The organism is Shewanella sp. SR44-3 (assembly GCF_014163735.1).
Taxonomy (GTDB): Bacteria; Pseudomonadota; Gammaproteobacteria; order Enterobacterales; family Shewanellaceae; genus Shewanella.
In genome coordinates this window covers 1-22,993 of the sequence record NZ_JACJDV010000037.1, presented here as the reverse complement: position 1 = coordinate 22,993, position 22,993 = coordinate 1, and the positions used below count along the sequence as shown (strand labels likewise).

Sequence of the window (22,993 nt, the reverse complement as noted above, 5' to 3'; positions counted from 1 at the left end):
CGCCTACATCAAACCTTGGTACAAGGTATTGATCCATTTATCCTCAGAGATAAATGTCCAGCCCCATGTTTTCCACTTTTTCGGCACGCCTTGCTTTTTAATTTGCGCTAAGCTTTTGCCTAGACTGATTTCTTTTCGCATCCAATTAATGCTGTCATCGAGCATGTGCTTGAATTTTAATAAATCATTTTTAGTCGCCATTTCACCATGACCTGGGATCACTTGGGTTTTATCATTGATTAACGCCAGTGCGGCGGAGACATTGTCTCGATAACCTAAAATAGAACCGCCATGATCTAAGTCGATAAAAGGGTATTTATCTTTAAAGAATAAATCTCCCATATGAATAATATTGGCGTTTTTCCAGATAACAATACTGTCGCCATCCGTGTGTCCAGGTCCTAAGTGTCGAACGTCTAAGGTGTCGTTGTTAAAGTGCACTGACAAGCCTTTATCGAAAGTTATTACTGGCAGGGCAGCCTTGGCTAGACTTTTATTTTCACTTAACCGGCTTAGTACCTTATGGTGAGCCAAAATAGTGCCTTGCTGACCAAAATGCTCATTAGCACCCGTGTGATCGCCATGAAAATGGGTATTAATCACGTACTTTGGCATTCCTGCTTGCAAGCTATTCAATGCAGCAGTGATTTTATCTGCTAGAGGCGCAAATTGATCATCGATAATGAGCAATCCATCGACGCCGGATGAGACGCCAATATTGCCTCCCGCTCCCATAAATACGTACACGTTCTCGGCTAATTGAGTCTGAGTTATCTGTACTTGTGCAAACCTGTCTTCTTGGGCTTGGACAAATTGAGACAGCAAAACACTGCATAGACTAAGCCCTAAGAGCGCGTAAGAGGGTAATTTCATCGGTCATTCCTTTCTGGAGCTGATTCAACTGTCCAAGGTAGCAGTTTTTGCGCTAATTTGTCAGCCATGCCCAGTCTAACTGCCGTTTTATGACGCATTCTGTACAAAGCTTGGTAGCACAAAGGCACCAGAAACAGGCTGGTCACTGTTGAAAAGCTCAAGCCACCAATAATGGCGATGGCCATAGGTGAGTATGGCGGGCCGCCGCCCCCTATCTGGGTATCTCCCATGGCCAGTGGCACCAAACCTAAAACCGTAGTGCCTACTGTCATTAACACGGGTCTTAAGCGGGTGACACAGACTTGATGAATAGTGTCACTAAGCTCATCAAGGGCGGGAGTCATTTGGTTGATTTGATCCACCAAGACTATGCCGTTATTGACGACTATGCCCATCAAGATGAGTATGCCAATCATAGACATCATTCCCATGGGGGTGCCTGTAAACAGCAAGGCCCAGAAAACCCCAGTGATGGAGAACAAAATCGAGGTGATAATGGCCGTGGGCAACAGCAATGATTCAAAAAGCGCGGCCATGACGATATAAATCATCGCGATGGCTAAAATCATGTTCACTAGCATCACAGATTGTTCTTCATCTTGACGTTCAAAACCGCCTCGTAAACTGTAACCATAGCCATAGGGGAAATTCACTGTGTCCATCACTTGGGTGATTTTCTCTTGGGCTTCTTCAGTTGTGAGTTCTTCAGCGTTAGCACCAATAGACAAAGCGGTTTGGCGATTGTAGTGACGTATGGTGTCAAATCGCGGCACTACACTTATATCGGCTAGGCTGTCTAAGGTGTAAGTGCGCTCACCTTGGCGAACAATAGGCAGCTGCTTCAAGACTTCCAGAGAGTTTTGCCAGCTCTTATCAAAGGCAAGCTCAATGCGCAGCTCACCACTGGGGTCGTGCCTGAAAGAGCGTAGCGGAACGCCTCTGAGTGCCATAGCGATATTGGAGGCAATCTCATTGAGCCTAAGGTCGAGTCGCATCGCCATTTGACGCTTGATAATGATCACCACCTCTTGCTGGGCACCGCTGACTTCAGAGCGCACATCTTCAAGGCCCTCGATGTTGCTCAGTAATGGCACCACTTGTTCACTTAAGCTAATCAATTCAGCCGCTGAGCGGCCAGTTAACGTAACCCGTATTCCCCTTTGCTCACCGCCCCAACCAAACTGCGGCGTGGCGATAGAAAACTTAGGAAAGCCCTCGCGGATGGTCTTTTTAAGCTCAGCCATAGGGATGGGAATGTCTTTCTTTAAAATAAGCGTTGATTGGCAATCTTGTGGGCTGTAATAGCTGTAGACAGATTCAATAAAAAATTTTTCTTTATTGGCGTATAAATAGTCTTCCATCTGTTTTACCGTGGCTTCGGTGACTTTTAGGTTATGGCGGCCTTCAATTTGATAATTAATATACAGGCGATCATTTCCTTCGCCATCACTTTGATCTTGTTTAATAAAGGTCAGTGGTAGCGCGGTTGAGACTAAGATCAACACCGCTATCGCTGCTGAGATTTTAGGGTGAGTTAAAGTCCAATTAAGGCTGCGTTGGTAATGGCGCTGTAATTGGCTTTCTTTGGTTTGCTTGGGGATATCAAAGTGAAACTTGCTCAGCATCAAAGGAATTAAGGTCTTGGCGAGCAATAAAGAGGCGGCCAGTGAAATACAGATGGCAATAGCGACATGCTCAAGGAAGATAGTAATATCAATTTTGACCCCAAAAATATTGGGTAAAAACACGATTGCCGTGGTCATGGTGCCTGCCATAACAGCAAGGGCCACTTTTTCAACGCCGGTGAGCACAGCGCGCTCATTGGCCTTGATTTGACAGCTATCGCTATCATCTATATTGCCGGCTTGTTTTTCTTGTAGCACACTTTCTGTGACTACCACGGCATTATCAATCAACATGCCGACGGCCAAAAGTAGTCCCATCATAGATAAAATATTTAAGCTGTAACCCAGAAAATACATGGCAGCTAAGGTCATGCAGATAGAGATGGGCACAGAAGACACCACCACTAATGTCATCTTAAGGTTGCGTAAAAATAGGTACAAAACACCAAATGAAAGTAGCGCCCCAATGAGGCCGGACAATAACAGATCTGATAAGGAAGATTTAACCCCAAAGGCTTGATCTTCCATAATAAACAAATTGATACCATTAAACTGTTTATCTTGTTTTACCCTGTCGATTACCTTTAATACTCTATCTGATACCTCCACCAAGTTGGCGCCAGACTCTTTAAATACATCTAAACCCACGGCATATTTTTGATCCAATAACCGCCCTTCGATACGCTCAGGTAGTGCAAAATTTATTTGCGCCACATCCCCTAAGGTAAGCCCAGGCTTGATGACTAGGCTGCTAATGTCTTCAAGATTTTTAAATTCACCTTTAGGAGACACTTGATACACCTGAGTGTTGGCCCTAAGAGTACCGGCACTGATGACAAAATTTTCATTTTGCAGTCTTTGCGCCAGTGCTAAGGTATCCACATTTGCGGCGCTGAGTTTAAGGGCATCGAGCCTGACTTCAATTTGCTTTTGCTCGACGCCATAAAGGGTCACTTTGGAGACGCCATCTACTCGCTCAAGGGGTTTTCTTAGCTGTTTATCCAGTAAATCAAAGGCGTTAGACAGCTCTCGCTCACTGGATATACGTATGGTGAGCACGGGCATATCGGCGGTGGAGAATTGCTGAATGAACACCCGCTCCACATCTTTTGGCAATAAATGCCTTACCGAGTCGATTTTCTCCCGAGCCTCTAAGCTCTTAGTGGCAACATCTTCTCCCCATTTCATATTGAGTTGAATATCGGCACCATCTTGTGAAGAGTTAGAGTGCACTTCCTCGATGCCGCTCATGGTGGCGAGCGCCTCCTCTAAAGGGCGAGTGATATCACGCTCAACTTCAGCTGGTGTCGAGCCGCGATAGGGCACTTGCACCATGATCTGCGGAATATCAATCCCAGGGAACATCTCCAAGGGCAGCATTCGGCTCGATGCCATGCCAAAGAGCAATATGGCAAGGAAAAACATGCAAGTAGTGACAGGGCGCTTTATGGCAAGTTTGGTGATATTCATGATTGAGCTCCATGTCCTAGGGGCTGGGCTTGATCAATCGAAGTTTTATCTTTTGCTTGGACTGCATACTCTTTTTTATCGAATAAGCCATAAAGCGCTGGGATCACTAACAAGGTTAATAGGGTTGAGAGGCTCAAGCCGAAAATAACCGTAATCGCCATTGGAGCACGCACTTCACTGCCATCGCCTAGGCCAATTGCCATGGGCAATAACCCAAGTGTAGTGGTTAAGGTGGTCATTAGAATGGGCCTTAGGCGAGAAGATGCCGCATCTATGATGGCACTGTGCTTGTCTTGGCCGTCACGGCGCAATTGGTTAATTCTATCCACCAATACAATGGCATTATTGACCACAATCCCCGCCAGCATAATAAGGCCGATAAACACCACCACGCTTAAGTGAGTGCCTGTGATGTATAAACCTATCACACTGCCGCCCAGCGCCATGGGCACCGCAATCAAGATAAGCAGCGGGTGTAATAGTGATTCAAACTGGCTTGCCATCACTAGGTAGACCAAAAATACCGCCAGCACTAAGGCGATGTTAAGGGAGTCGAAGGAGTGCTCCATTTCTTCGTTCTGACCGCCAAAACGGGCTTGAATTGAGCTTGAAAGTTGTAAGGTCGCTAAAATCTCTTGGGCTTCAACTACGGCTTCACTTAAATCCCCATAGGCAAGATTTGATGACACTATAGCCACTCGTTGCTGGCTGACGCGGTTAATGGCAGAAGGGCCGACTTTCAGTTGCACTTGAGCCACCGCACTTAAGGGAATTGGCTGGGCACTGTTGGGGTTGATGATAAGCGAGTCGATGTCACTAATTTGATCGCGCTCGCTGAGTTCACTGCGCACCAAAATATCCACTTTACGGTCACGGACCGTATATTGACTGGCAACCGTGCCGCCAATGCGCTGAGCAATACGGGTGGCAACCGTGGGCGCGTCCATGCCTAAAGCGGCAAGGCGGGCATGATCAAATTGAATGCTAATTTCAGGCTGACCGTCGCGAAGGCTGGTATTTAGGTCGCTAAATCTATCGGATTGTGACAAGGCTTTGACTAAGGCATCGGCGCTGAGCTTAAGCTGAGCTAAATCATAACCTGCCAATTCAATTTCAAGTGGCGGCTTAAAGCTAAACAGCTCTGGGTGCTCAATTTTGGCTTCTAATTCAGGTAAACGGCGTGCAGTATGACGCAGCACCTGACTTACTGCATCAAAGGCATCAGCATGGTTTAGTACCACTTGCAAACGGCCCCAGTTTTCCCCGCCTTGGGCTGTATCTGAGGTCATTAGGCCGCCGCTGCCAGCTTGGCTATAGGCATGCTTAACATCGCTGCGCTCACTAATGGACTCGGCTAAAATTTGCAATACAGCATCGGTTTCACTGACTTCAGTACCTGGAGGCAGCAAAATTTCCACATAAAACTCACCCTGATTCATGGGAGGAATAAGTTCAACCCCAAGGCGAGGTAACAAGCTGGTGGCCGCCAAGGTGATGGCAAACGCTATGACTAAGGTCGTGACTTTCCTCTTCATGGCGCTGGCAAGTAGCGGCTGGTATATACGCTCAACCAGATGATAAACCGCATTAAAAGCTTGGCTTAACGGGCGCATAAAAAGCCCAAAGAACCAAGCGAAAAAGCGGCTTAACACTAAGGTGCTAGTGAGTAAAAAACGTGGTAAGTAACTGAACACCAATAAAAAGGGGAAGCTGATGATCTTAATGCTGTAGTGGATGAATTTAGCTCCAGTGCCCATGAGTTCAGGGGCGGCTGTTGGCGCTTGTGCAGTGCCTTGGGACTCTTCTATGCGGGTAAACCCTTGGCGTGATGCCAGCATGGGAATGGCTGTCATGGCGACAAAGAGAGAGGCCAGCAGCGCAAAGGTGACTGTCATTGCTTGGTCTGCAAACAAGGCACCTGCGATACCATCCACAAACACTAGCGGTAAAAATACCGCAAGGGTGGTTAAGGTAGAGGCAAATATGGCGCCTGCCACTTCACTGCAACCGGTAACTGCCGCAGTGACTTTATCCATGCCTTGGGATTTATACCTGTCGATGTTTTCTAACACCACGATGGCATTATCCACCAATAATCCTATGGCGAGCGCTATGCCGCCAAGAGACATAATGTTTAAGCTGATATCAGCAAAGTACATCATGTTAAAGGTGGCAATTACCGAAAATGGGATCGAGATTGAAATAATTAAGGTGGCTATAATGTCTTTAAGAAACAGATAGATAACTAGCATGGCCAGCAGGCTGCCAAATAGCGCCGCTGAGGTCACTTCACTCACCGCACTTTGAATAAATTCACTTTGATCGTAGACAATATTCAGCTGATGGCCATTGTCAGTGCTGTTGATTGACTCAAGTTCACTCTTAAGCTTTTGCGCTACCGCCACGGTATTGGCATCGCCTTCTTTATAGATGGCAAGCTCAATGGATTCAACGCTGCCAATACGGGTGATATCACTGCGCTCCTTATAGGCATCTTGAATTTGTGCCACATCGTTTAGGCGTACTAAGGTTTGGCCATCACGGTAAATAATGACTTGGCCTAGCTCTTCTAGGGAGTTGAATTGATTTAAGGTTCTGACTAAATATTCTTTATCGCCTTGGATCACTTTACCGGCGGATAAGTTAATGTTTTCTTCATTAATTCGGCGTTTTACATCGTCGGCATTTAGGTTTAGTTGCGCAAGCTTTTGTTGATTAAGCAAAATGTGCACTTCTTGCTCAAGCCCGCCTGATAGGCGCACAGCGGCAACGCCAGGTAAGGCCTCAAGGCGGCGCTTAAGTTCTTCATCGGCGAAGGTGCGCATTTGCTTTAGCTGATCGGCATCGGCATCGGGTACAGAGAAAGCTAAACGCATTATGGGGTCAAGATTAGGGTTAAAGCGCAGCAGCAAAGGTTTATTAATGTCCAGCGGCAGCTCTATGGTGTCAATTTTCTCTCTGACTTCGAGGCTTGCCAAGTCCATGTCAACGCCCCATTCAAACTCCAGCACTACATCGGAAAGCCCTGAGCGAGAAATCGAGCTGATTTTACGCAGGCCCTTAACTACACCTACGGACTCTTCTAAGGGTTTAGAAATTAACTGCTCAACTTCAACCGGGGCTGCGCCATCGTACAAGGTGCGAATAGTGACACTGGGATAGCTTAAATCTGGCAGTAATTTTACCGCTAGGCGGGAGAACCCCACCATGCCAAATAGCATGATGGCCAACATAAACATCCACACAGTAACGGGACGATTCACGGAGGTATTGATAATAGACATGTCAAGACTCCGTTATTTAGCGGCAAAGTTAAGCGGGGTGATAACTTCTACCAAGGATTGGTCTTTTAAATTTTGTTGACCACGGATAACCACTTGCTCACCAGGCTCAACGCCGTGGATGACTTCAACGATTTCATTTTCACGGTAACCTAAGCTGACCTCACGTCTTAGGGCTATATCGTCTTTGATGATGTACAAGGCTAAAATGTTGTCTTGGTTGATAACGGCATTGTAAGGCACTGTGATGGCGTTATCGTGAGTGTCGTATTTAAGCTCCACACGGGTAAACATGCCTGATTTAAGTTGAGCTTTGTGGTTAGGCACGGCTAAGGTGACTTTAAAAGTGCCGCTGCTTGCATCTACGACTGGGCTAATGCGCAATACATGTGCGATAACATCTTGATGACTGTTTTGGCTAAAGACTTTTGCTTCTTGGCCTAAGCGCAAACTGGCAAGTTGCTGTTCTGGTAGGTGGACTATGCCATGAAGTTCATCTTGGTTAACAATGTAAAAAAGCTCATCAAATTCCTTGGCCATATTGCCTAATTTAACTAAACGGCGCGCAACCACACCATTAATAGGGGAGGTGACTTGGCTTTCCTTAAATTTAAGTTCAGCTAAATCACGCTGGGCTTTTGCTGCTTGCAGGTTAAATTCTAATTTTGCGAGCGCATCTTGACTGACGAACTCTTTGTTGTTCATTTTATTAAGGCGGTTCAATTCCTGTTCGATGATCTGCACTTCAGCTTGCGAGCGATTAAACTCATACTCTTGACGCTTGGGATCGATGACAGCCAGCACCTGGCCCTTGGTGACTCTATCACCTTCTTCAACGTTAATTTTTTCAATCAAACCCGAGACTCGACTTAATACGTGGGCTTCTTCAGGCGCCTCCAATGTCGCCGTGGTGCTATAGAAAGATGATACATGGCCTTGGCCCACAACCGCGGTTTCCACAGGGACGGCGAATTTTTCTTCTTTGGCTTGTTCTTGGGGTTGCTCACAGGCACTTAAGGCGGCAATGCAAACAAAAGGAAGTATGAGCGTTTTAATGTTAATGAACCTGTCCATGGGGTACCTGCTAATTTAAAAATGCTGAATAAATAATAGGGTTAACGACAAGTGCAATCGCAACTGGCTAGAGTGTCGTATGCCTTTGTCTATTCGTCACTAAAATATTTGTAACGAATGTTAATTTACTGCTTTTAAGCAGGAAATGTGCCAGTTGTTATTTTATTATTTAATACAAGTAGTTATGGGGTGGCTGTGTTGTTTTAACTAAATTGGCGTAGTGAACTTGGATGAATTGTAGTGAAAATGTATAAAATGTGGTGGAATTAACTAATGAGTATGTTACAGCCAATAAAAAAGGCGCACTAGGCGCCTTTTAATATTAAAGCAAGCGATTAACGCTTATCTTTAGCCACGAAGTCTCTGTGAGTCGCACCTGTGTACAACTGACGTGGACGGCTGATCTTGTGACCTGGTTGGTCAAGCATTTCTTTCCAATGTGAAATCCAACCCACTGTACGCGCAAGCGCAAACAGTACTGTAAACATACTGGTTGGAATGCCTATGGCTTTCATTATGATGCCAGAGTAGAAGTCAACGTTTGGATAAAGCTTCTTAGAGATGAAGTATTCATCTTCAAGGGCGATACGCTCAAGTTCCATGGCCACATCCAACAATGGATCCTTGACCTTAAGTTCTTTAAGCACTTCATGGCAGGTTTCGCGCATAACTTTGGCACGAGGGTCAAAGTTTTTGTAAACCCGATGACCAAAGCCCATTAAGCGGAATGGATCGTTCTTGTCTTTGGCTTTCTCGATAAACTCAGGAATACGATCAACACTGCCGATTTCTTCAAGCATGTTTAGGCACGCTTCGTTAGCGCCGCCGTGTGCAGGGCCCCAAAGTGAAGCGATACCCGCTGCGATACAAGCAAATGGGTTTGCACCCGAAGAGCCGGCTAAACGTACAGTTGATGTCGATGCATTTTGCTCGTGATCTGCGTGTAATACGAAGATACGGTCAATAGCACGTTCGATAACGGGGTTCACCACATAGGTTTCACAAGGCGTTGCGAACATCATAGACAAGAAGTTACCTGCGTAGCTTAAATCGTTACGTGGGTAAATAAATGGCTGACCAACAGAGTACTTGTAACACATTGCAGCAATAGTTGGCATCTTAGACACTAAACGATAAGCAGCGATTTCTCTGTGCTCAGGGTTGTTGACGTCTAAAGAGTCTTGGAAGAATGCTGATAATGCACCTGTTACGCCACATAACATGGCCATAGGATGAGCATCACGGCGGAAACCTCTAAAGAAGAAGGCAAGCTGCTCATTCACCATAGTGTGCTGTTTTACAGTGCCGACAAATTCTTCGTACTGTACTTTTGATGGCAATTCACCGTAAAGCAACAAGTAACATAAATCTAAATAATCAGATTCAGTCGCTAATTGGTCGATAGGGTAGCCACGGTGTAATAGTACACCTTGCTCACCATCGATATAGGTAATGGCAGACTCGCAAGAGGCAGTGGCTAAAAAGCCTGGATCGAAAGTGAAATAGCCCTTTTTCCCGAGTTTACTGATGTCAATAACATCGAAACCGGCAGTGCCTTGCATGATCGGCAATTCGATTGAATTGTTCTCTGGTAATTCTAATTTGGCCATTTTGTCAGCCATACCCTTCTCCTTACTTAACATTTTCAACGAGCGCAGCTTCGTTAGCGGCCATTACTTTACAGTGATTCTAGATCACATTTCAATTTAAATAAGCGTTTAAATTACATAAAACAAATTTAAGCATATGTTTATTTTTATTGGTAAACATTGAGATTGCGCAACAAACTTGTAAAAACTTGGTGTTGAACGGCGCAAAATACAAAAAATGATAATTTGCATAGTGTGATGTTTGTATTTGACAAAAGCCGCGAGTATACTTGGCTGCGTCCTAAGGGCGACAAACATCACAATTTGAACATTTTACTATTCCTACACATACTAGTGATTTCTCAATTGGTTAGGTGTTTGCATTAAGTATGTTTTTGATTGAAGTTTTTGCCAGTCATTGGTGTAGAAAATTTAATCAAAGACGATATACATAACAAAAATAAATGCTCTTTGAAGCAAATTTGCTCAATGGAGCTGAGTGAGCAGAACGTGAAAAAGCAAAGACCTGTCCATCTAGATCTGCAGACCATTCGCTTTCCTGCAACAGCGATTGTGTCGATCCTTCACCGTATTTCCGGTGTCATTATGCTGTTTGCTATCGGTATCCTTCTTTGGTTGTTAAATTCAACGTTAACATCAGCCGAAGGTTTCGCTAGCGTACAATCCTTGTTCGATAGTTTTGTGATGAAGTTTATCCTCTGGGGTATCTTAACTGCACTTGGTTATCACTTATTAGGTGGCATACGTCACTTGATCATGGATGCCGGTTGCTGGGAAGAACTCAAGTCTGGTAACGCATCCGCCAAGGCACTATTTGTGTTAGCAGCAGCCTTTTCTATCATCGCGGGGGTTTGGGTATGGTAACAAACGCAGCAAGTTTTGGACGCAGCGGTGTTCATGACTATATTTTATTACGCGCAAGCGCTGTCATTCTAGCCTGTTATACCATCTTTTTGGTTGGCTTTATTGCCTGCAGTTCGCCTTTGACTTTTGAGATTTGGCACGGTCTTTTTAGCACCTTGGCAATGAAAGTCTTTACACTGGTAACCCTGATTGCCTTACTTATCCACGCATGGATTGGTATTTGGCAAGTGCTGACAGATTACGTTAAGTCTACGGCTTTACGTGGTGTATTACAGTTTACCTTCGTCGTGACCGCATTTAGCTATTTAGCGGCCGGCATCATTATAGTGTGGGGTGTCTAGTGAGTATTCCAGTACGCGAATTTGATGCAATCGTAATCGGCGCTGGTGGCGCTGGTATGCGTGCTGCATTGCAGATTTCTAAAGAAGGTAAGAGCTGCGCGCTGTTATCTAAAGTATTCCCAACCCGTTCTCATACAGTGTCAGCCCAGGGCGGTATTACCGTAGCCCTTGGTAACGCCCATGAAGATCACTGGGAACAGCACATGTACGATACCGTTAAAGGTTCTGATTTTATTGGTGACCAAGATGCTATCGAATTTATGTGTCAAACCGGTCCAGAAGCCATTATCGAACTAGAGCACATGGGTCTGCCATTCTCTCGTTTTGAAAACGGCACTATTTATCAACGTCCTTTTGGCGGTCAATCAAGAAACTTTGGTGGTGAGCAAGCGGCACGTACTGCGGCAGCGGCGGACCGTACCGGCCATGCACTATTACATTGTCTATACCAGCAAAACGTTAAGCATAAGACTGACGTGTTTTCTGAGTGGTATGCCCTTGATTTAGTGAAAAACGAAGACGGCGTGATTGTCGGTTGTACTGCAATTGAGATCGAAACTGGCGACATCGTTTATTTCAAAGCTAAGGCAACAATTCTAGCAACCGGTGGTGCAGGGCGCATTTATGCCTCGACCACTAACGCTCATATCAACACGGGTGATGGCGTGGGTATGGCTGCGCGTGCTGGGGTTCAATTACAAGATATGGAAATGTGGCAGTTTCACCCAACGGGTATTGCTGGCGCAGGTGTGTTGGTGACTGAAGGTTGTCGCGGTGAAGGCGGTTATCTGTTAAACAAAGACGGCGAGCGTTTCATGGAACGTTATGCACCAAACGCCAAGGATTTAGCATCTCGTGACGTGGTAGCACGTTCTATGATGACAGAAATCCGTGAAGGCCGTGGTCTTGATGGTCCATTGGGCCCGCATTGTTTATTGAAGCTTGATCATTTAGGTAAAGAGACCCTAGAAGCGCGTCTTCCAGGTGTGTGTGAATTATCACGTACCTTTGCTCATATCGATCCGGCCGATGGTCCAATCCCAGTACTACCAACCTGTCATTATATGATGGGCGGCTTGCCTGCTAAAGTGAGCGGTCAGGTTATTCGCATGAATGAAGACGGCACAGAGCAAGAAGTAACCGGCCTGTTTGCAGTGGGCGAAATTGCTTGTGTATCAGTACATGGTGCTAACCGTTTAGGCGGTAACTCGCTACTTGATTTAGTGGTCTTTGGCCGCGCTGCAGGTCAGCACTTAGGTAAGGCTCTTGATGAAACAGCTGAACCTAAAGCGCCTACTGAAGCTGAAATCAACGCATCACTTGCACGTCTAAACCGCTGGGAAAGCAATAAAGACGGTGAAGACCCTGCGGTCATCCGTAAAGATCTGCAATTGTGCATGCAGCTAAATTTCTCAGTGTTCCGTAGTGGCGATGCCATGGCTGAAGGTTTAGAGCAATTGCAAGCCATCCAGAAGCGTCTTGAAAATGCTAAGCTATCTGATAACTCAAAAGAGTTTAATACCCAGCGTATTGAATGTTTAGAGCTAGATAACTTAATGGCAACGGCATTAGCAACGGCTTATGCCGCTAACTTCCGTACTGAAAGCCGCGGCGCACATTCACGTGAAGATTTCTTAGACCGTGATGATGACAATTGGTTATGCCACAGCATATTTGATCCTGTGACAGTGGAAATGCGCAAGCGTGATGTCAATATGGCACCTAAGTTACGTGCAGCTTTCCCACCGATTAAACGTACCTACTAAGGCAGGAGTTGCAAAGATGAAATTAACATTTGCAGTGTATCGTTATAACCCTGATGTAGATACTAAGCCTTACATGAAGGATTACATCTTAGAAGTGCCAGACGGCTCTGATATGATGGTGTTAGACGCGCTTATTAAGCTTAAAGAACAAGACTCTACCTTGGCGTTTCGCCGTTCATGCCGTGAAGGTGTGTGTGGATCAGACGGCGTTAACATGAACGGTAAAAATGGCTTAGCTTGTATCACGCCGCTTTCGACCTTCAAAGGTAAGAAGATTGAAATTCGTCCTCTACCTGGCATGCCGGTTGTTCGTGACTTAGTGGTTGATTTAACGCAATTCTATAAGCAATACGAAAAAATTAAGCCTTTCCTTATCAATGATGAGAAAGCGCCAGCACGTGAGCATTTACAATCCCCTGAAGAGCGCGAGCACTTAGATGGTTTGTATGAATGTATTATGTGCGCTTGTTGTTCAACTGCTTGCCCATCATTCTGGTGGAACCCTGATAAGTTTATCGGTCCAAGTGGTTTGTTACATGCTTACCGTTTCTTGATTGATAGCCGTGATACGGCCACTGAAGAGCGTTTGTCAGAACTTGATGATGCTTACAGTGTGTTCCGTTGCCATGGCATCATGAACTGTGTTGATGTGTGTCCTAAAGGCTTAAACCCTACTAAAGCCATTGGTCACATTAAGTCAATGCTACTCAAGCGAGCGGTATAAATGCACGCATTTGAACTGGGTAAGCTTACCTGCTAGTTCGACTAAGAGTCATTCTCAATGTTGGGAATGGCTCTTTTGTGTGTTTAAGGAAGACGGTTATGGCTGACTTATTGTTCATAATAGGCCCGTCATGCCATAAGTTGTGCTAAGCAATTGTCTTATCACATTTATGTAAATGGCTAAGCTCGTGTATCAAGTTTGGAAGGAATAACAATGCACCAAGGCATCATGAAAGCCTGGCTCGAATCATCACATTTAAGTGGTGCTAACTCGACCTACGTAGAAGAGATGTACGAAGCCTATCAAGAAGATCCTGATTCAGTACCTGCTGATTGGCGCGTCGTTTTTGATAATCTCCCTCCAGTAAATGGTGCCTCTACCGAAGTGCCAGAAACTGCCCATTCAAAAGTACGTGATTATTTTCGAAGTGTTGCTTTAGCGGGTCGATTAAAAGGCGCGGGAAGCGTCAGCGATCCAGAGCTCGATTCGAAGCAAGTTAAAGTACTGCAATTGATCAATGCCCACCGTTTTCGTGGTCATCAAAATGCTAACCTTGATCCGCTTGGGTTATGGCAGCGTGAAGCCGTGTCTGAATTAGATCCTAAGTTCCATGATCTTAATGATGAAGACATGCAAAGAGAATTCAATACGGGTTCGTTCGCTTTAGGCGGTCAAACCATGAAATTGTCTGATATCGTTAAGGCCCTTAAAAGCACTTACTGTGGCTCAATTGGTGCAGAATATATGCACATTACTGACACAGATGAGAAGCGCTGGATCCAGCAACGTCTTGAGCCAACCTTAGGTAAGGCTAATTACGATAAAGACACTAAAAAACGCATTCTAGAAGGCTTGAACGCGGCCGAAGGCATGGAAAAGTACTTAGGTGCTAAATTCCCAGGTGCTAAGCGCTTCTCGCTTGAAGGCGGTGATTCACTTGTGCCTATGATGCGTGAAATTATTTATCGCGCAGGCTCTGCGGGCACTAAAGAAATTGTTGTGGGCATGGCCCACCGTGGGCGCTTGAACTTATTGGTGAATATTTTAGGTAAGCGTCCTTCTGAGTTATTTGATGAGTTCGCCGGTAAGCATGCCGAAGGCCATGGTTCTGGTGACGTTAAGTATCACCAAGGTTTCTCATCTGACTTTGAAACCCCTGGCGGTAATGTTCATTTAGCGCTGGCGTTTAACCCGTCGCATTTAGAAATTGTTAACCCTGTGGTTATCGGCAGTGTGCGTGCTCGTCAAGACAGACTCCAATGCAAAGATGGCTTGCGGGTCATGCCTATCACCATTCATGGTGACTCGGCAATTACTGGCCAAGGCATAGTGCAAGAGACATTTAACATGTCTCAGACTCGCGGCTTTAAAGTTGGCGGCAGTATTCGCATAGTAGTGAACAACCAAGTGGGTTTCACTACCTCAAATGCAGCCGATGTGCGTTCAACGGAATATTGTACTGATATCGCTAAAATGGTGCAGGCGCCAATTTTCCACGTCAACGCTGATGACCCTGAAGCGGTTGCCTTTATCGCTCAGTTGGCGGTGGATTATCGCAATGAGTTTAAGCGTGATGTGGTGATTGATTTAGTCTGTTATCGCCGTCATGGGCATAACGAAGCTGATGAGCCTAGTGCAACTCAGCCTATTATGTACGCTAAAATCAAGAAGCATCCTACCCCGCGTAAAATCTACGCCGATAAGTTGGTCGCTGAAAACAGCTTAGCCGCAGAAGATGCCACTGCCTTAGTGAATAACTATCGCGATGCATTAGATCACGGTGATTGCGTGGTAAAAGAGTGGCGTCCTATGTCACTGCGTCCAGTGGATTGGAGCCCGTATATTGGCATAGATTGGGATGAAGCTTACGATCCCACTATGAGCATGGCGCGCTTACAGAACTTGGCTGACAAGCTTGTGACTATCCCAGAAAGTCATCAACTGCAATCACGAGTTGCAAAAATCTACGGCGACCGCAAAGCGATGGCCAGCGGTGAAAAACCACTTGATTGGGGGTTTGCAGAAACCTTAGCTTACGCCAGTATTTTAGAAGATAAACGCCGAGTGCGCATCACAGGTCAAGATTCTGGCCGTGGTACCTTCTTCCATCGCCATGCTGTATTGCATAATCAAGCCGATGGCAGCACTTATATGCCACTGCGTCACATCGCTGATGAACAAGGCCCGATTGATATCACAGATTCAGTGTTATCTGAAGCCTCAGTGCTGGCGTTCGAATACGGTTACGCCACAGCAGAACCTAGTGGTTTAACCATTTGGGAAGCGCAATTTGGTGACTTCGTTAACTGTGCGCAAGTGGTTATCGACCAGTTCTTATCCTCAGGCGAGCAGAAGTGGGGCCGTTTATGTGGTCTGACTATGTTGCTACCCCACGGTTATGAAGGCCAAGGTCCAGAGCATTCAAGCGCCCGTCTAGAGCGTTTCTTACAGCTTTGTGCTAACCACAATATGCAAGTGTGTGTGCCATCAACACCTGCGCAGGTTTACCATATGCTGCGCCGTCAAGTGGTGCGTCCTATGCGTCGTCCATTGGTGGTGATGTCGCCTAAGTCGCTGTTGCGTCACCCATTAGCCGTATCTAGCATGGAAGAATTAGCCGAAGGTAATTTCCAAAATATTATCGGTGAAATTGACAGCTTAGACAGCAGCAAGGTTGACCGCGTTGTGTTCTGTAGCGGTAAAGTGTATTTCGAATTACTTGAAAGACGCCGTCAAGAAAATATCACCAACATCGCCATATTACGTGTTGAGCAGTTATACCCATTCCCCCATGAGGAAATGGTCGCTGCACTGAACGAATATCAACATGTGTCCGATTTTGTCTGGTGTCAGGAAGAGCCGCAAAACCAAGGCGCTTGGTACAGCAGTCAACATCACTTCTGGAATGCTATTCCAGGGACGGCTAAGTTGACTTATGCTGGCCGTGAAGCGTCTGCGGCACCAGCGTGTGGTTACCCAAGCTTGCATGCTGAGCAACAAGAATCCTTAGTGAATAGTGCGTTAAAACTGTCGTAATAGATAATTTAAAAAAAGGAAAGCGTTCAATGAGTATCGAAATCAAGGTACCCGTACTGCCAGAATCTGTTGCAGATGCAACGATTGCGACTTGGCACGTTCAGCCTGGTGAACAGGTTTCTCGCGATCAAAACTTAGTCGATATTGAGACTGATAAAGTCGTGCTTGAAGTGGTTGCGCCAGAAGATGGCTCAATCAGCGAGTTTTTATTCCAAGAAGGCGATACCGTTCTTGGTGAGCAAGTGATTGCTAAATTTATCGCTGGGGCTGCAGCTGCAGCTGCAACTGAAGCGCCTAAGGCCGATGCCGCTCCTGCAGCAGCGCCCGCTGCTACAGACGAGTCAAACGATGCCCTAAGTCCATCAGTACGTCGTTTAATTGCTGAACACAACTTAGATGCCAGCAAGATTAAAGGCACAGGCGTGGGTGGCCGCGTGACTAAAGAAGACGTTGATGCTTTTATTAAGTCTGCGCCTGCTAAAGCCACTGCACCAGCCGCAGCACCAGTAGCGCCACTTGCTGGTCGCACTGAGAAGCGCGTGCCTATGTCGCGTCTGCGTAAGACCATTGCCACTCGCCTGTTAGAAGCGAAAAACTCAACGGCCATGCTCACTACCTTTAACGAAGTGAACATGAAGCCCATCATGGATATCCGTAAGCAGTATCAGGATATCTTTGAGAAGCGTCATGGCATTCGATTAGGCTTTATGTCTTTCTACATTAAAGCTGTGACTGAAGCGCTAAAACGTTTCCCAGAAGTGAATGCCTCTATCGATGGTGATGACATTGTCTATCACAACTATTTTGATATCAGCATCGCGGTTTCAACCCCTCGTGGTTTGGTGACACCAGTATTGCGTGACACTGACACCATGAACTTAGCTGAAATCGAAAAAGCGGTACGTGAACTTGCGATTAAAGGCCGTGATGGCAAACTGTCTGTTGCTGATATGACCGGCGGTAACTTCACTGTGACTAACGGCGGCGTATTTGGCTCGCTGATGTCAACGCCAATTTTGAACCTGCCACAAAGTGCGATTTTAGGCATGCATGCCATTAAAGATCGCCCTATGGCAGTCAATGGTCAGGTTGAAATCCTGCCGATGATGTACCTAGCACTGTCTTATGACCACCGCATTGTCGATGGCCGTGAGTCGGTTGGCTTCTTGGTGGCTATTAAAGACTTCCTTGAAGATCCAACTCGTCTATTGCTTGACCTTTAAGAGTCAACTGGACAATACCCTCGTCGCTGGCTCTATTGAGCCAGTTGGATTTATTAGAAGTATATGGATAGATCATCATGAATTTGCATGAGTATCAGGCAAAAGCACTATTTGCCGAATATGGTTTACCAGTGTCAGAAGGTTTTGCTTGTGATACTGCTCAAGAAGCAGTTGAAGCGGCTGGTCACATTGGCGGAAACTTATGGGTTGTTAAGTGTCAAGTACACGCAGGCGGCCGTGGTAAAGCGGGTGGCGTTAAAGTTACCGGCAATAAAGACGAAATCAGAGCATTCGCTGAAAACTGGTTAGGTAAGAATTTAGTCACATACCAGACTGACGCTAAAGGTCAGCCTGTTGCTAAAATTCTGGTTGAAAGCTGCACCGACATCGCCAATGAATTGTACTTAGGTGCAGTGGTTGACCGTAGCACACGTCGCGTGGTGTTTATGGCATCAACTGAAGGCGGCGTTGACATTGAAACTGTGGCTGAACATACGCCAGAGCTAATTCACACCGCAATTATTGACCCGTTAACCGGTCCTCAAGCTTATCAAGCTCGCGATCTTGGCTTCAAGTTAGGTTTAAACCCAACTCAAATGAAGCAGTTCACTAAGATCTTTATGGGTCTGGCGAACATGTTTAACGACCATGATTTCGCATTATTAGAGATCAACCCACTTGTTATCACAACAGAAGGCAACCTTCACTGTTTAGATGGCAAGATTGGCATTGATGGCAACGCATTATTCCGTCAACCGAAAATCAAAGCCATGCACGATCCATCACAAGATGATGCTCGTGAAGCGCATGCAGCTAAGTTCGAACTTAACTATGTTGCTTTAGATGGCAACGTAGGTTGTATGGTTAATGGTGCAGGCCTAGCAATGGGTACGATGGATATCGTAAACCTACACGGTGGCAAGCCAGCTAACTTCCTAGACGTAGGCGGCGGCGCAACTAAAGAGCGCGTTGCTGAAGCATTCAAAATCATTCTTTCTGACAGCAATGTTAAAGCGGTATTGGTTAACATCTTCGGTGGTATCGTGCGTTGCGATATGATCGCTGAAGGTATTATCGGTGCGGTTAAAGAAGTGGGAGTTCAGGTGCCAGTGGTTGTGCGTCTTGAAGGTACTAATGCAGAATTAGGCCGTGAAGTATTAGCAAAATCGGGTCTTGATATCATAGCAGCGACAAGTCTAACTGACGCGGCTGAGCAAGTTGTTAAAGCTGCGGAGGGCAAATAATGTCTGTTTTAATTAACAAAGATACCAAGGTGATCTGTCAAGGTTTCACTGGTGGTCAGGGTACATTCCACTCTGAGCAAGCCATTGCCTACGGCACGCAAATGGTTGGCGGTGTATCTCCTGGTAAAGGTGGTCAAACTCACCTAGGTTTGCCAGTGTTTAACACAGTTAAAGATGCTGTTGTTGCAACAGGCGCTACAGCAACTGTTATCTACGTACCAGCTCCTTTTTGTAAAGACGCTATCCTTGAAGCCATCGATGCTGGCCTTGAGCTTATCGTTTGTATCACTGAAGGCATCCCAACACTGGATATGCTGCAAGTAAAAGTGAAGCTTGAAGAAACTGGCGTTCGCATGATTGGCCCTAACTGCCCAGGTGTTATCACTCCAGGCGAATGTAAGATTGGTATTATGCCAGGTCACATTCATAAGCCAGGTAAAGTGGGTATTGTTTCACGCTCTGGTACCTTAACCTACGAAGCGGTTAAGCAAACCACAGATGAAGGTTTCGGCCAATCTACTTGTGTAGGTATCGGTGGTGACCCAATTCCTGGTACTAACTTCATCGACGTATTGGAAATGTTCCAAAACGATCCACAGACTGAAGCGATTGTAATGATCGGTGAAATCGGTGGTAATGCTGAAGAAGAAGCTGCGGCTTATATCAAAGCAAACGTGACTAAGCCTGTGGTTTCTTACATTGCTGGTGTAACTGCACCAGAAGGTAAGCGCATGGGCCATGCTGGCGCGATTATCGCTGGCGGTAAAGGTACGGCTGAAGACAAGTTTGCCGCTCTTGAAGCTGCAGGCGTGACCACGGTTCGCTCGTTAGCTGACATTGGTAAAGCATTGCGTACTCGCACAGGCTGGTAATCTTTTAGCCTCCTGATGAAAAGGCGCTTAGGCGCCTTTTTTATTGGCTTTTTTATGATTGGTATCGTTAATCAGTCAATTCAAGTAAATCAAATTAAAGTTAAACCCAATTAAAGTTAAACCCAACAAGCTCAGGTGCTTATGACCATTTTTGCTATTATTTTTCCGCTGATTTTTATGGTGGCGTTAGGCTACTCGCTGACACGGCTGCGATTCTTCACTAAAGAGCAGATTGGCGGTATTAGCAAGTTCACTTTCTACGTCAGCATACCAGCCTTCTTGTTTATCAATATGCTGGCGGCGCCCCTGTCACAAAGCTTCGATGTGAGCGTATTGCTGTCATTCTATTTGCCAGTATTGCTGGTATTCACCCTAGGCTATCGCTTAAATCGTCACTTTAGCCCACTTCAATATCGAAGCCGCGATGCCAGCGCCGTGTTTGCCTTAGGCTCAAGTTACTCTAATACCGTATTGGTGGGGCTGCCAATTATTATCGCCGCCTTGGGTGAGGCCATGATAGGCCAAGTGTTTATGATCATCACCTTTCACAGCGCCGTCTTGTTTGCCCTGACCTTTATCTTGGCCGCAAGGGCAGGGGATCAAGGATTTTCATGGCGTAAATTTGGCCGCAACATGGTGCTAAACCCTGTAGTGCTCAGTATCAGTTTAGGCATAGTGGCCAATGCGCTGGGGCTCACTTTAATGACTGCCTTGGATGCTGGCGTTAATCTATTAGCCGGGCCAGCGCTTGCCTGCGCTTTATTTGTTTTAGGTGCCAACTTAAGCTTTTATAAAATCGGTCAAGACTGGCAGCTAGCACTGCTGGCAAGCGGCCTTAAAATTCTGCTGTTGCCCGCCTTAGTGTATGCCATGGGGCAATATGTGTTTGGGCTCACGTCACAAACCCTCACCATGTTAGTGCTGCTCAGCGCTTCACCACTCGGGGTGAACGCCTACCTTATCGCCACCGAGCTTAAGCAGCATGAAGCCACCTTAGGCAGTACCGTAGTGTTATCGACGCTGTTGTCAGTGCTCAGCTTTAGTTTTTGGCTGGTAGTGTTGTTATAGGTTTAAGTTGATACAGGCATTTAACAGTGACGGGTTAGGGGAAGGGATACTCAGATTTACTTTTGATAATGTAGATGGTATGGCTCACTTTTTGACCTTGCCGTCATTTTTTAACCAAAAAAAGTAAAGAAAACAACCAGCTGAGGATTAACATTAGACCGACAGGTTGCACCAATTACCCTCGAAGTTACCGAAATCCTGCGATTAAAATACCGTGCAACCATCAGGGATGATGGTTAAGGCTCGTAGGGCACATGGATGTGGCGTCGAGCCGTTAGGTATTTTCTTCGTCGGATGAGGATCAATAACTTCGCGGGCGGCACAAGGGTGTTCCAAGAGGGGAAAATGCTGTTGTTTTCCCCTCTTGGCCAGTGAAGAGTGGAACCCTGCGACTTTGATCCAAGCGAAGCTTGGACATCAAGTTCACTAACTTAGAATCGTCAATAGTTAAGCTGGCCCCAAAAGTATAGGCTTGCCATGGCATCTGCTCACCGACACGCGTATATACTTCCATGTAGCTCGCTTCGACGTCCCATTTTCTAAAACAAGAAGTAGACGGTCGTCTCGCAGATGCAACATGGTTCACCTCGCGTGTGCTGAATTAATCGTCATCTATCCATAGGGCTAACCGTATGGCTAAAGCGCGAGCCAATCACATGAGTATAGAGCTCGGTGGTTTTTAAATCTGTGTGACCAAGCAATTCCTGTACCGTGCGAATGTCAGTGCCATTGAGTAAAAGTTGTGTGGCAAAACTATGCCTAAAAGTATGGGCTTTGATCCGTTTGGGTATTTGACTTGCGATGACAGCGGTACGTAATTGCTTCCTAAACGAGCTTTCGTGAATGTGGTGGCGACAAATATAGCCATCATAAGGGTGAGTACAGCGTGTGGTAGAAGGGAAAAGATATTGCCAACAAAAATCCTTTGCTGCGCTGCGGTATTTGCGTATAAGCGCAGGTGGCAAAGAGGCTAAGCCATAACCTTCACTTAACTCACAAGTATGGAGGCTTTTTACTTTAGCAATTTGAGCCGTTATGGCGGAATGTAACGATTTAGGAAGTAAGGTATAGCGGTCTTTTTTACCCTTTCCCCTAAAAATAAATAGGGTATTGTCGTTAAGGTTAAGATCCTTGATCCTCAATGTTAATGCTTCATTTATCCGTAGGCCACAACCGTATAAAAGTGATGCAATTAGCCAATACTGACCAGAAAGAAAATTGATGATGCTCTTCGCCTCGTCATGGGTTAATACTGTCGGGATGCTCTGCTCACGTTTAGTGAAAGAGTAGCGTAAACCTATTATCTCTTTTTGAATAATGTATCGATACAGAAAAATTATTGCACAGAGTGCTTGATTTTGAGTTGCTGCACTCACCTCACGATTGATTGCCAGATGATTTAAAAATCGCTCAATTTCATGATTCCCCATGTCTTGAGGGTGTTTTTTATCATTAAAGAGGATGAAATGCTTTATCCAATACAAGTACACTTTTTCAGTTTTAATGCTATAACGTCGAGTGCGAAGCTCGGTGCGGACAGAGGCTAAAAATGGTGAAGCAGGCATAACAGCTCCTTTGTTTTTTGAACCTTACTGATACTGTGTTTATATACAGTTACAATTCAACTCTCACAAAAAGCGAATGTTGCTTCTCGTTATGTAAATCCATAAAATTCTCGGTTTCAGCTAGCAAACAATCTATCTAACTGAAAAGTAATGATATATTTTCACTAAATCGCTACATAACGAGAAGGTGATGTTCTCGACACTCTAAATTCTCGACTTACGTTGCAAAGAGTACCTGAACGAAAGGCGTATTGCCTTACCAATGAAATGCTGTTAAGTTACTGGAATTATTAATAATTAAAGCGTCATTGTGTTTAGGTTTAGGTTGATGCCTTTAGGGTGTTAACCGGAATTCGC

15 protein-coding genes are annotated in these 22,993 nt (G+C 45.6%); 9 read left to right on the top strand and 6 right to left on the bottom strand.

Going from position 1 to position 22,993, the window contains the following annotated elements; genetic code table 11:
• Window positions 1-3 precede the first annotated feature (3 nt).
• The 5 genes from H5073_RS14835 to H5073_RS14815 form a co-directional block, all read right to left on the bottom strand.
• Window positions 4-873, bottom strand: coding sequence for an MBL fold metallo-hydrolase (locus tag H5073_RS14835; protein WP_182680344.1), 870 nt, complete (start codon window positions 871-873; stop codon window positions 4-6).
• The gene (locus H5073_RS14830; RefSeq protein ID WP_182680343.1) at window positions 870-3,968 is read right to left on the bottom strand and encodes an efflux RND transporter permease subunit; all 3,099 of its coding nucleotides are present in this window, start codon (window positions 3,966-3,968) and stop codon (window positions 870-872) included. Before H5073_RS14830 ends, H5073_RS14835 begins: the two co-directional genes overlap by 4 nt.
• Window positions 3,965-7,252, bottom strand: coding sequence for an efflux RND transporter permease subunit (locus H5073_RS14825; RefSeq protein ID WP_182680342.1), 3,288 nt, complete (start codon window positions 7,250-7,252; stop codon window positions 3,965-3,967). The genes H5073_RS14830 and H5073_RS14825 overlap by 4 nt, the downstream gene beginning before the upstream one ends.
• A gap of 12 nt (window positions 7,253-7,264) precedes the next feature.
• Entirely contained in the window at window positions 7,265-8,323 is a 1,059-nt protein-coding gene (locus tag H5073_RS14820) for an efflux RND transporter periplasmic adaptor subunit (protein ID WP_182680341.1), read from the bottom strand.
• A 335-nt stretch (window positions 8,324-8,658) separates the two neighbouring features.
• Window positions 8,659-9,945 (bottom strand): citrate synthase, encoded by a 1,287-nt coding sequence (locus tag H5073_RS14815; RefSeq protein ID WP_182680340.1) that lies wholly within the window; start codon window positions 9,943-9,945, stop codon window positions 8,659-8,661.
• Window positions 9,946-10,401: 456 nt separating this feature from the next.
• Between H5073_RS14815 and sdhC the strand changes: the two genes are divergently transcribed.
• The 9 genes from sdhC (at window position 10,402) to H5073_RS14770 (ending at window position 21,071) form a co-directional block, all read left to right on the top strand.
• Complete coding sequence (gene sdhC / locus H5073_RS14810) at window positions 10,402-10,797, top strand: succinate dehydrogenase cytochrome b556 subunit (RefSeq protein ID WP_182680355.1); 396 nt, start codon at window positions 10,402-10,404, stop codon at window positions 10,795-10,797.
• A complete protein-coding gene (gene sdhD / locus H5073_RS14805; RefSeq protein WP_182680339.1) occupies window positions 10,791-11,138 on the top strand; it encodes a succinate dehydrogenase, hydrophobic membrane anchor protein in 348 nt (115 codons plus the stop codon). The genes sdhC and sdhD overlap by 7 nt, the downstream gene beginning before the upstream one ends.
• Complete coding sequence (gene sdhA / locus H5073_RS14800) at window positions 11,138-12,904, top strand: succinate dehydrogenase flavoprotein subunit (RefSeq protein ID WP_182680338.1); 1,767 nt, start codon at window positions 11,138-11,140, stop codon at window positions 12,902-12,904. The genes sdhD and sdhA overlap by 1 nt, the downstream gene beginning before the upstream one ends.
• A gap of 16 nt (window positions 12,905-12,920) precedes the next feature.
• Complete coding sequence (locus H5073_RS14795) at window positions 12,921-13,628, top strand: succinate dehydrogenase iron-sulfur subunit (protein WP_182680337.1); 708 nt, start codon at window positions 12,921-12,923, stop codon at window positions 13,626-13,628.
• Window positions 13,629-13,841: 213 nt separating this feature from the next.
• Window positions 13,842-16,664, top strand: coding sequence for a 2-oxoglutarate dehydrogenase E1 component (gene sucA, locus H5073_RS14790; protein WP_182680336.1), 2,823 nt, complete (start codon window positions 13,842-13,844; stop codon window positions 16,662-16,664).
• Between the two features lie 29 nt (window positions 16,665-16,693).
• Window positions 16,694-17,887, top strand: coding sequence for a 2-oxoglutarate dehydrogenase complex dihydrolipoyllysine-residue succinyltransferase (gene odhB / locus H5073_RS14785; protein WP_182680335.1), 1,194 nt, complete (start codon window positions 16,694-16,696; stop codon window positions 17,885-17,887).
• Between the two features lie 77 nt (window positions 17,888-17,964).
• Complete coding sequence (gene sucC / locus H5073_RS14780) at window positions 17,965-19,131, top strand: ADP-forming succinate--CoA ligase subunit beta (RefSeq protein WP_182680334.1); 1,167 nt, start codon at window positions 17,965-17,967, stop codon at window positions 19,129-19,131.
• Window positions 19,131-20,003: a succinate--CoA ligase subunit alpha gene (sucD, locus tag H5073_RS14775; protein ID WP_182680333.1), complete on the top strand. Its 873-nt coding sequence runs from the start codon at window positions 19,131-19,133 to the stop codon at window positions 20,001-20,003. The genes sucC and sucD overlap by 1 nt, the downstream gene beginning before the upstream one ends.
• Before the next feature lie 141 nt (window positions 20,004-20,144).
• A complete protein-coding gene (locus H5073_RS14770) occupies window positions 20,145-21,071 on the top strand; it encodes an AEC family transporter (RefSeq protein ID WP_182680332.1) in 927 nt (308 codons plus the stop codon).
• Window positions 21,072-21,679: 608 nt separating this feature from the next.
• Here the strand turns inward: H5073_RS14770 and H5073_RS14765 are convergent.
• Complete coding sequence (locus H5073_RS14765) at window positions 21,680-22,636, bottom strand: integron integrase (protein WP_182680331.1); 957 nt, start codon at window positions 22,634-22,636, stop codon at window positions 21,680-21,682.
• Window positions 22,637-22,993 lie beyond the last annotated feature (357 nt).

Excerpts from the sequence above, each read along its gene's own strand:
- H5073_RS14830 (WP_182680343.1), bottom strand. The coding sequence starts at position 3,968 with ATGAATATCACCAAACTTGCCATAAAGCGCCCTGTCACTACTTGCATG.
- sucD (WP_182680333.1), top strand. The coding sequence starts at position 19,131 with ATGTCTGTTTTAATTAACAAAGATACCAAGGTGATCTGTCAAGGTTTC.
- H5073_RS14835 (WP_182680344.1), bottom strand. The coding sequence starts at position 873 with ATGAAATTACCCTCTTACGCGCTCTTAGGGCTTAGTCTATGCAGTGTT.
- sdhC (WP_182680355.1), top strand. The coding sequence starts at position 10,402 with ATGGAGCTGAGTGAGCAGAACGTGAAAAAGCAAAGACCTGTCCATCTA.
- sucC (WP_182680334.1), top strand. The coding sequence starts at position 17,965 with ATGAATTTGCATGAGTATCAGGCAAAAGCACTATTTGCCGAATATGGT.
- H5073_RS14825 (WP_182680342.1), bottom strand. The coding sequence starts at position 7,252 with ATGTCTATTATCAATACCTCCGTGAATCGTCCCGTTACTGTGTGGATG.
- H5073_RS14820 (WP_182680341.1), bottom strand. The coding sequence starts at position 8,323 with ATGGACAGGTTCATTAACATTAAAACGCTCATACTTCCTTTTGTTTGC.
- H5073_RS14795 (WP_182680337.1), top strand. The coding sequence starts at position 12,921 with ATGAAATTAACATTTGCAGTGTATCGTTATAACCCTGATGTAGATACT.
- H5073_RS14770 (WP_182680332.1), top strand. The coding sequence starts at position 20,145 with ATGACCATTTTTGCTATTATTTTTCCGCTGATTTTTATGGTGGCGTTA.
- sucA (WP_182680336.1), top strand. The coding sequence starts at position 13,842 with ATGCACCAAGGCATCATGAAAGCCTGGCTCGAATCATCACATTTAAGT.
- sdhD (WP_182680339.1), top strand. The coding sequence starts at position 10,791 with ATGGTAACAAACGCAGCAAGTTTTGGACGCAGCGGTGTTCATGACTAT.
- odhB (WP_182680335.1), top strand. The coding sequence starts at position 16,694 with ATGAGTATCGAAATCAAGGTACCCGTACTGCCAGAATCTGTTGCAGAT.
- H5073_RS14815 (WP_182680340.1), bottom strand. The coding sequence starts at position 9,945 with ATGGCTGACAAAATGGCCAAATTAGAATTACCAGAGAACAATTCAATC.
- H5073_RS14765 (WP_182680331.1), bottom strand. The coding sequence starts at position 22,636 with ATGCCTGCTTCACCATTTTTAGCCTCTGTCCGCACCGAGCTTCGCACT.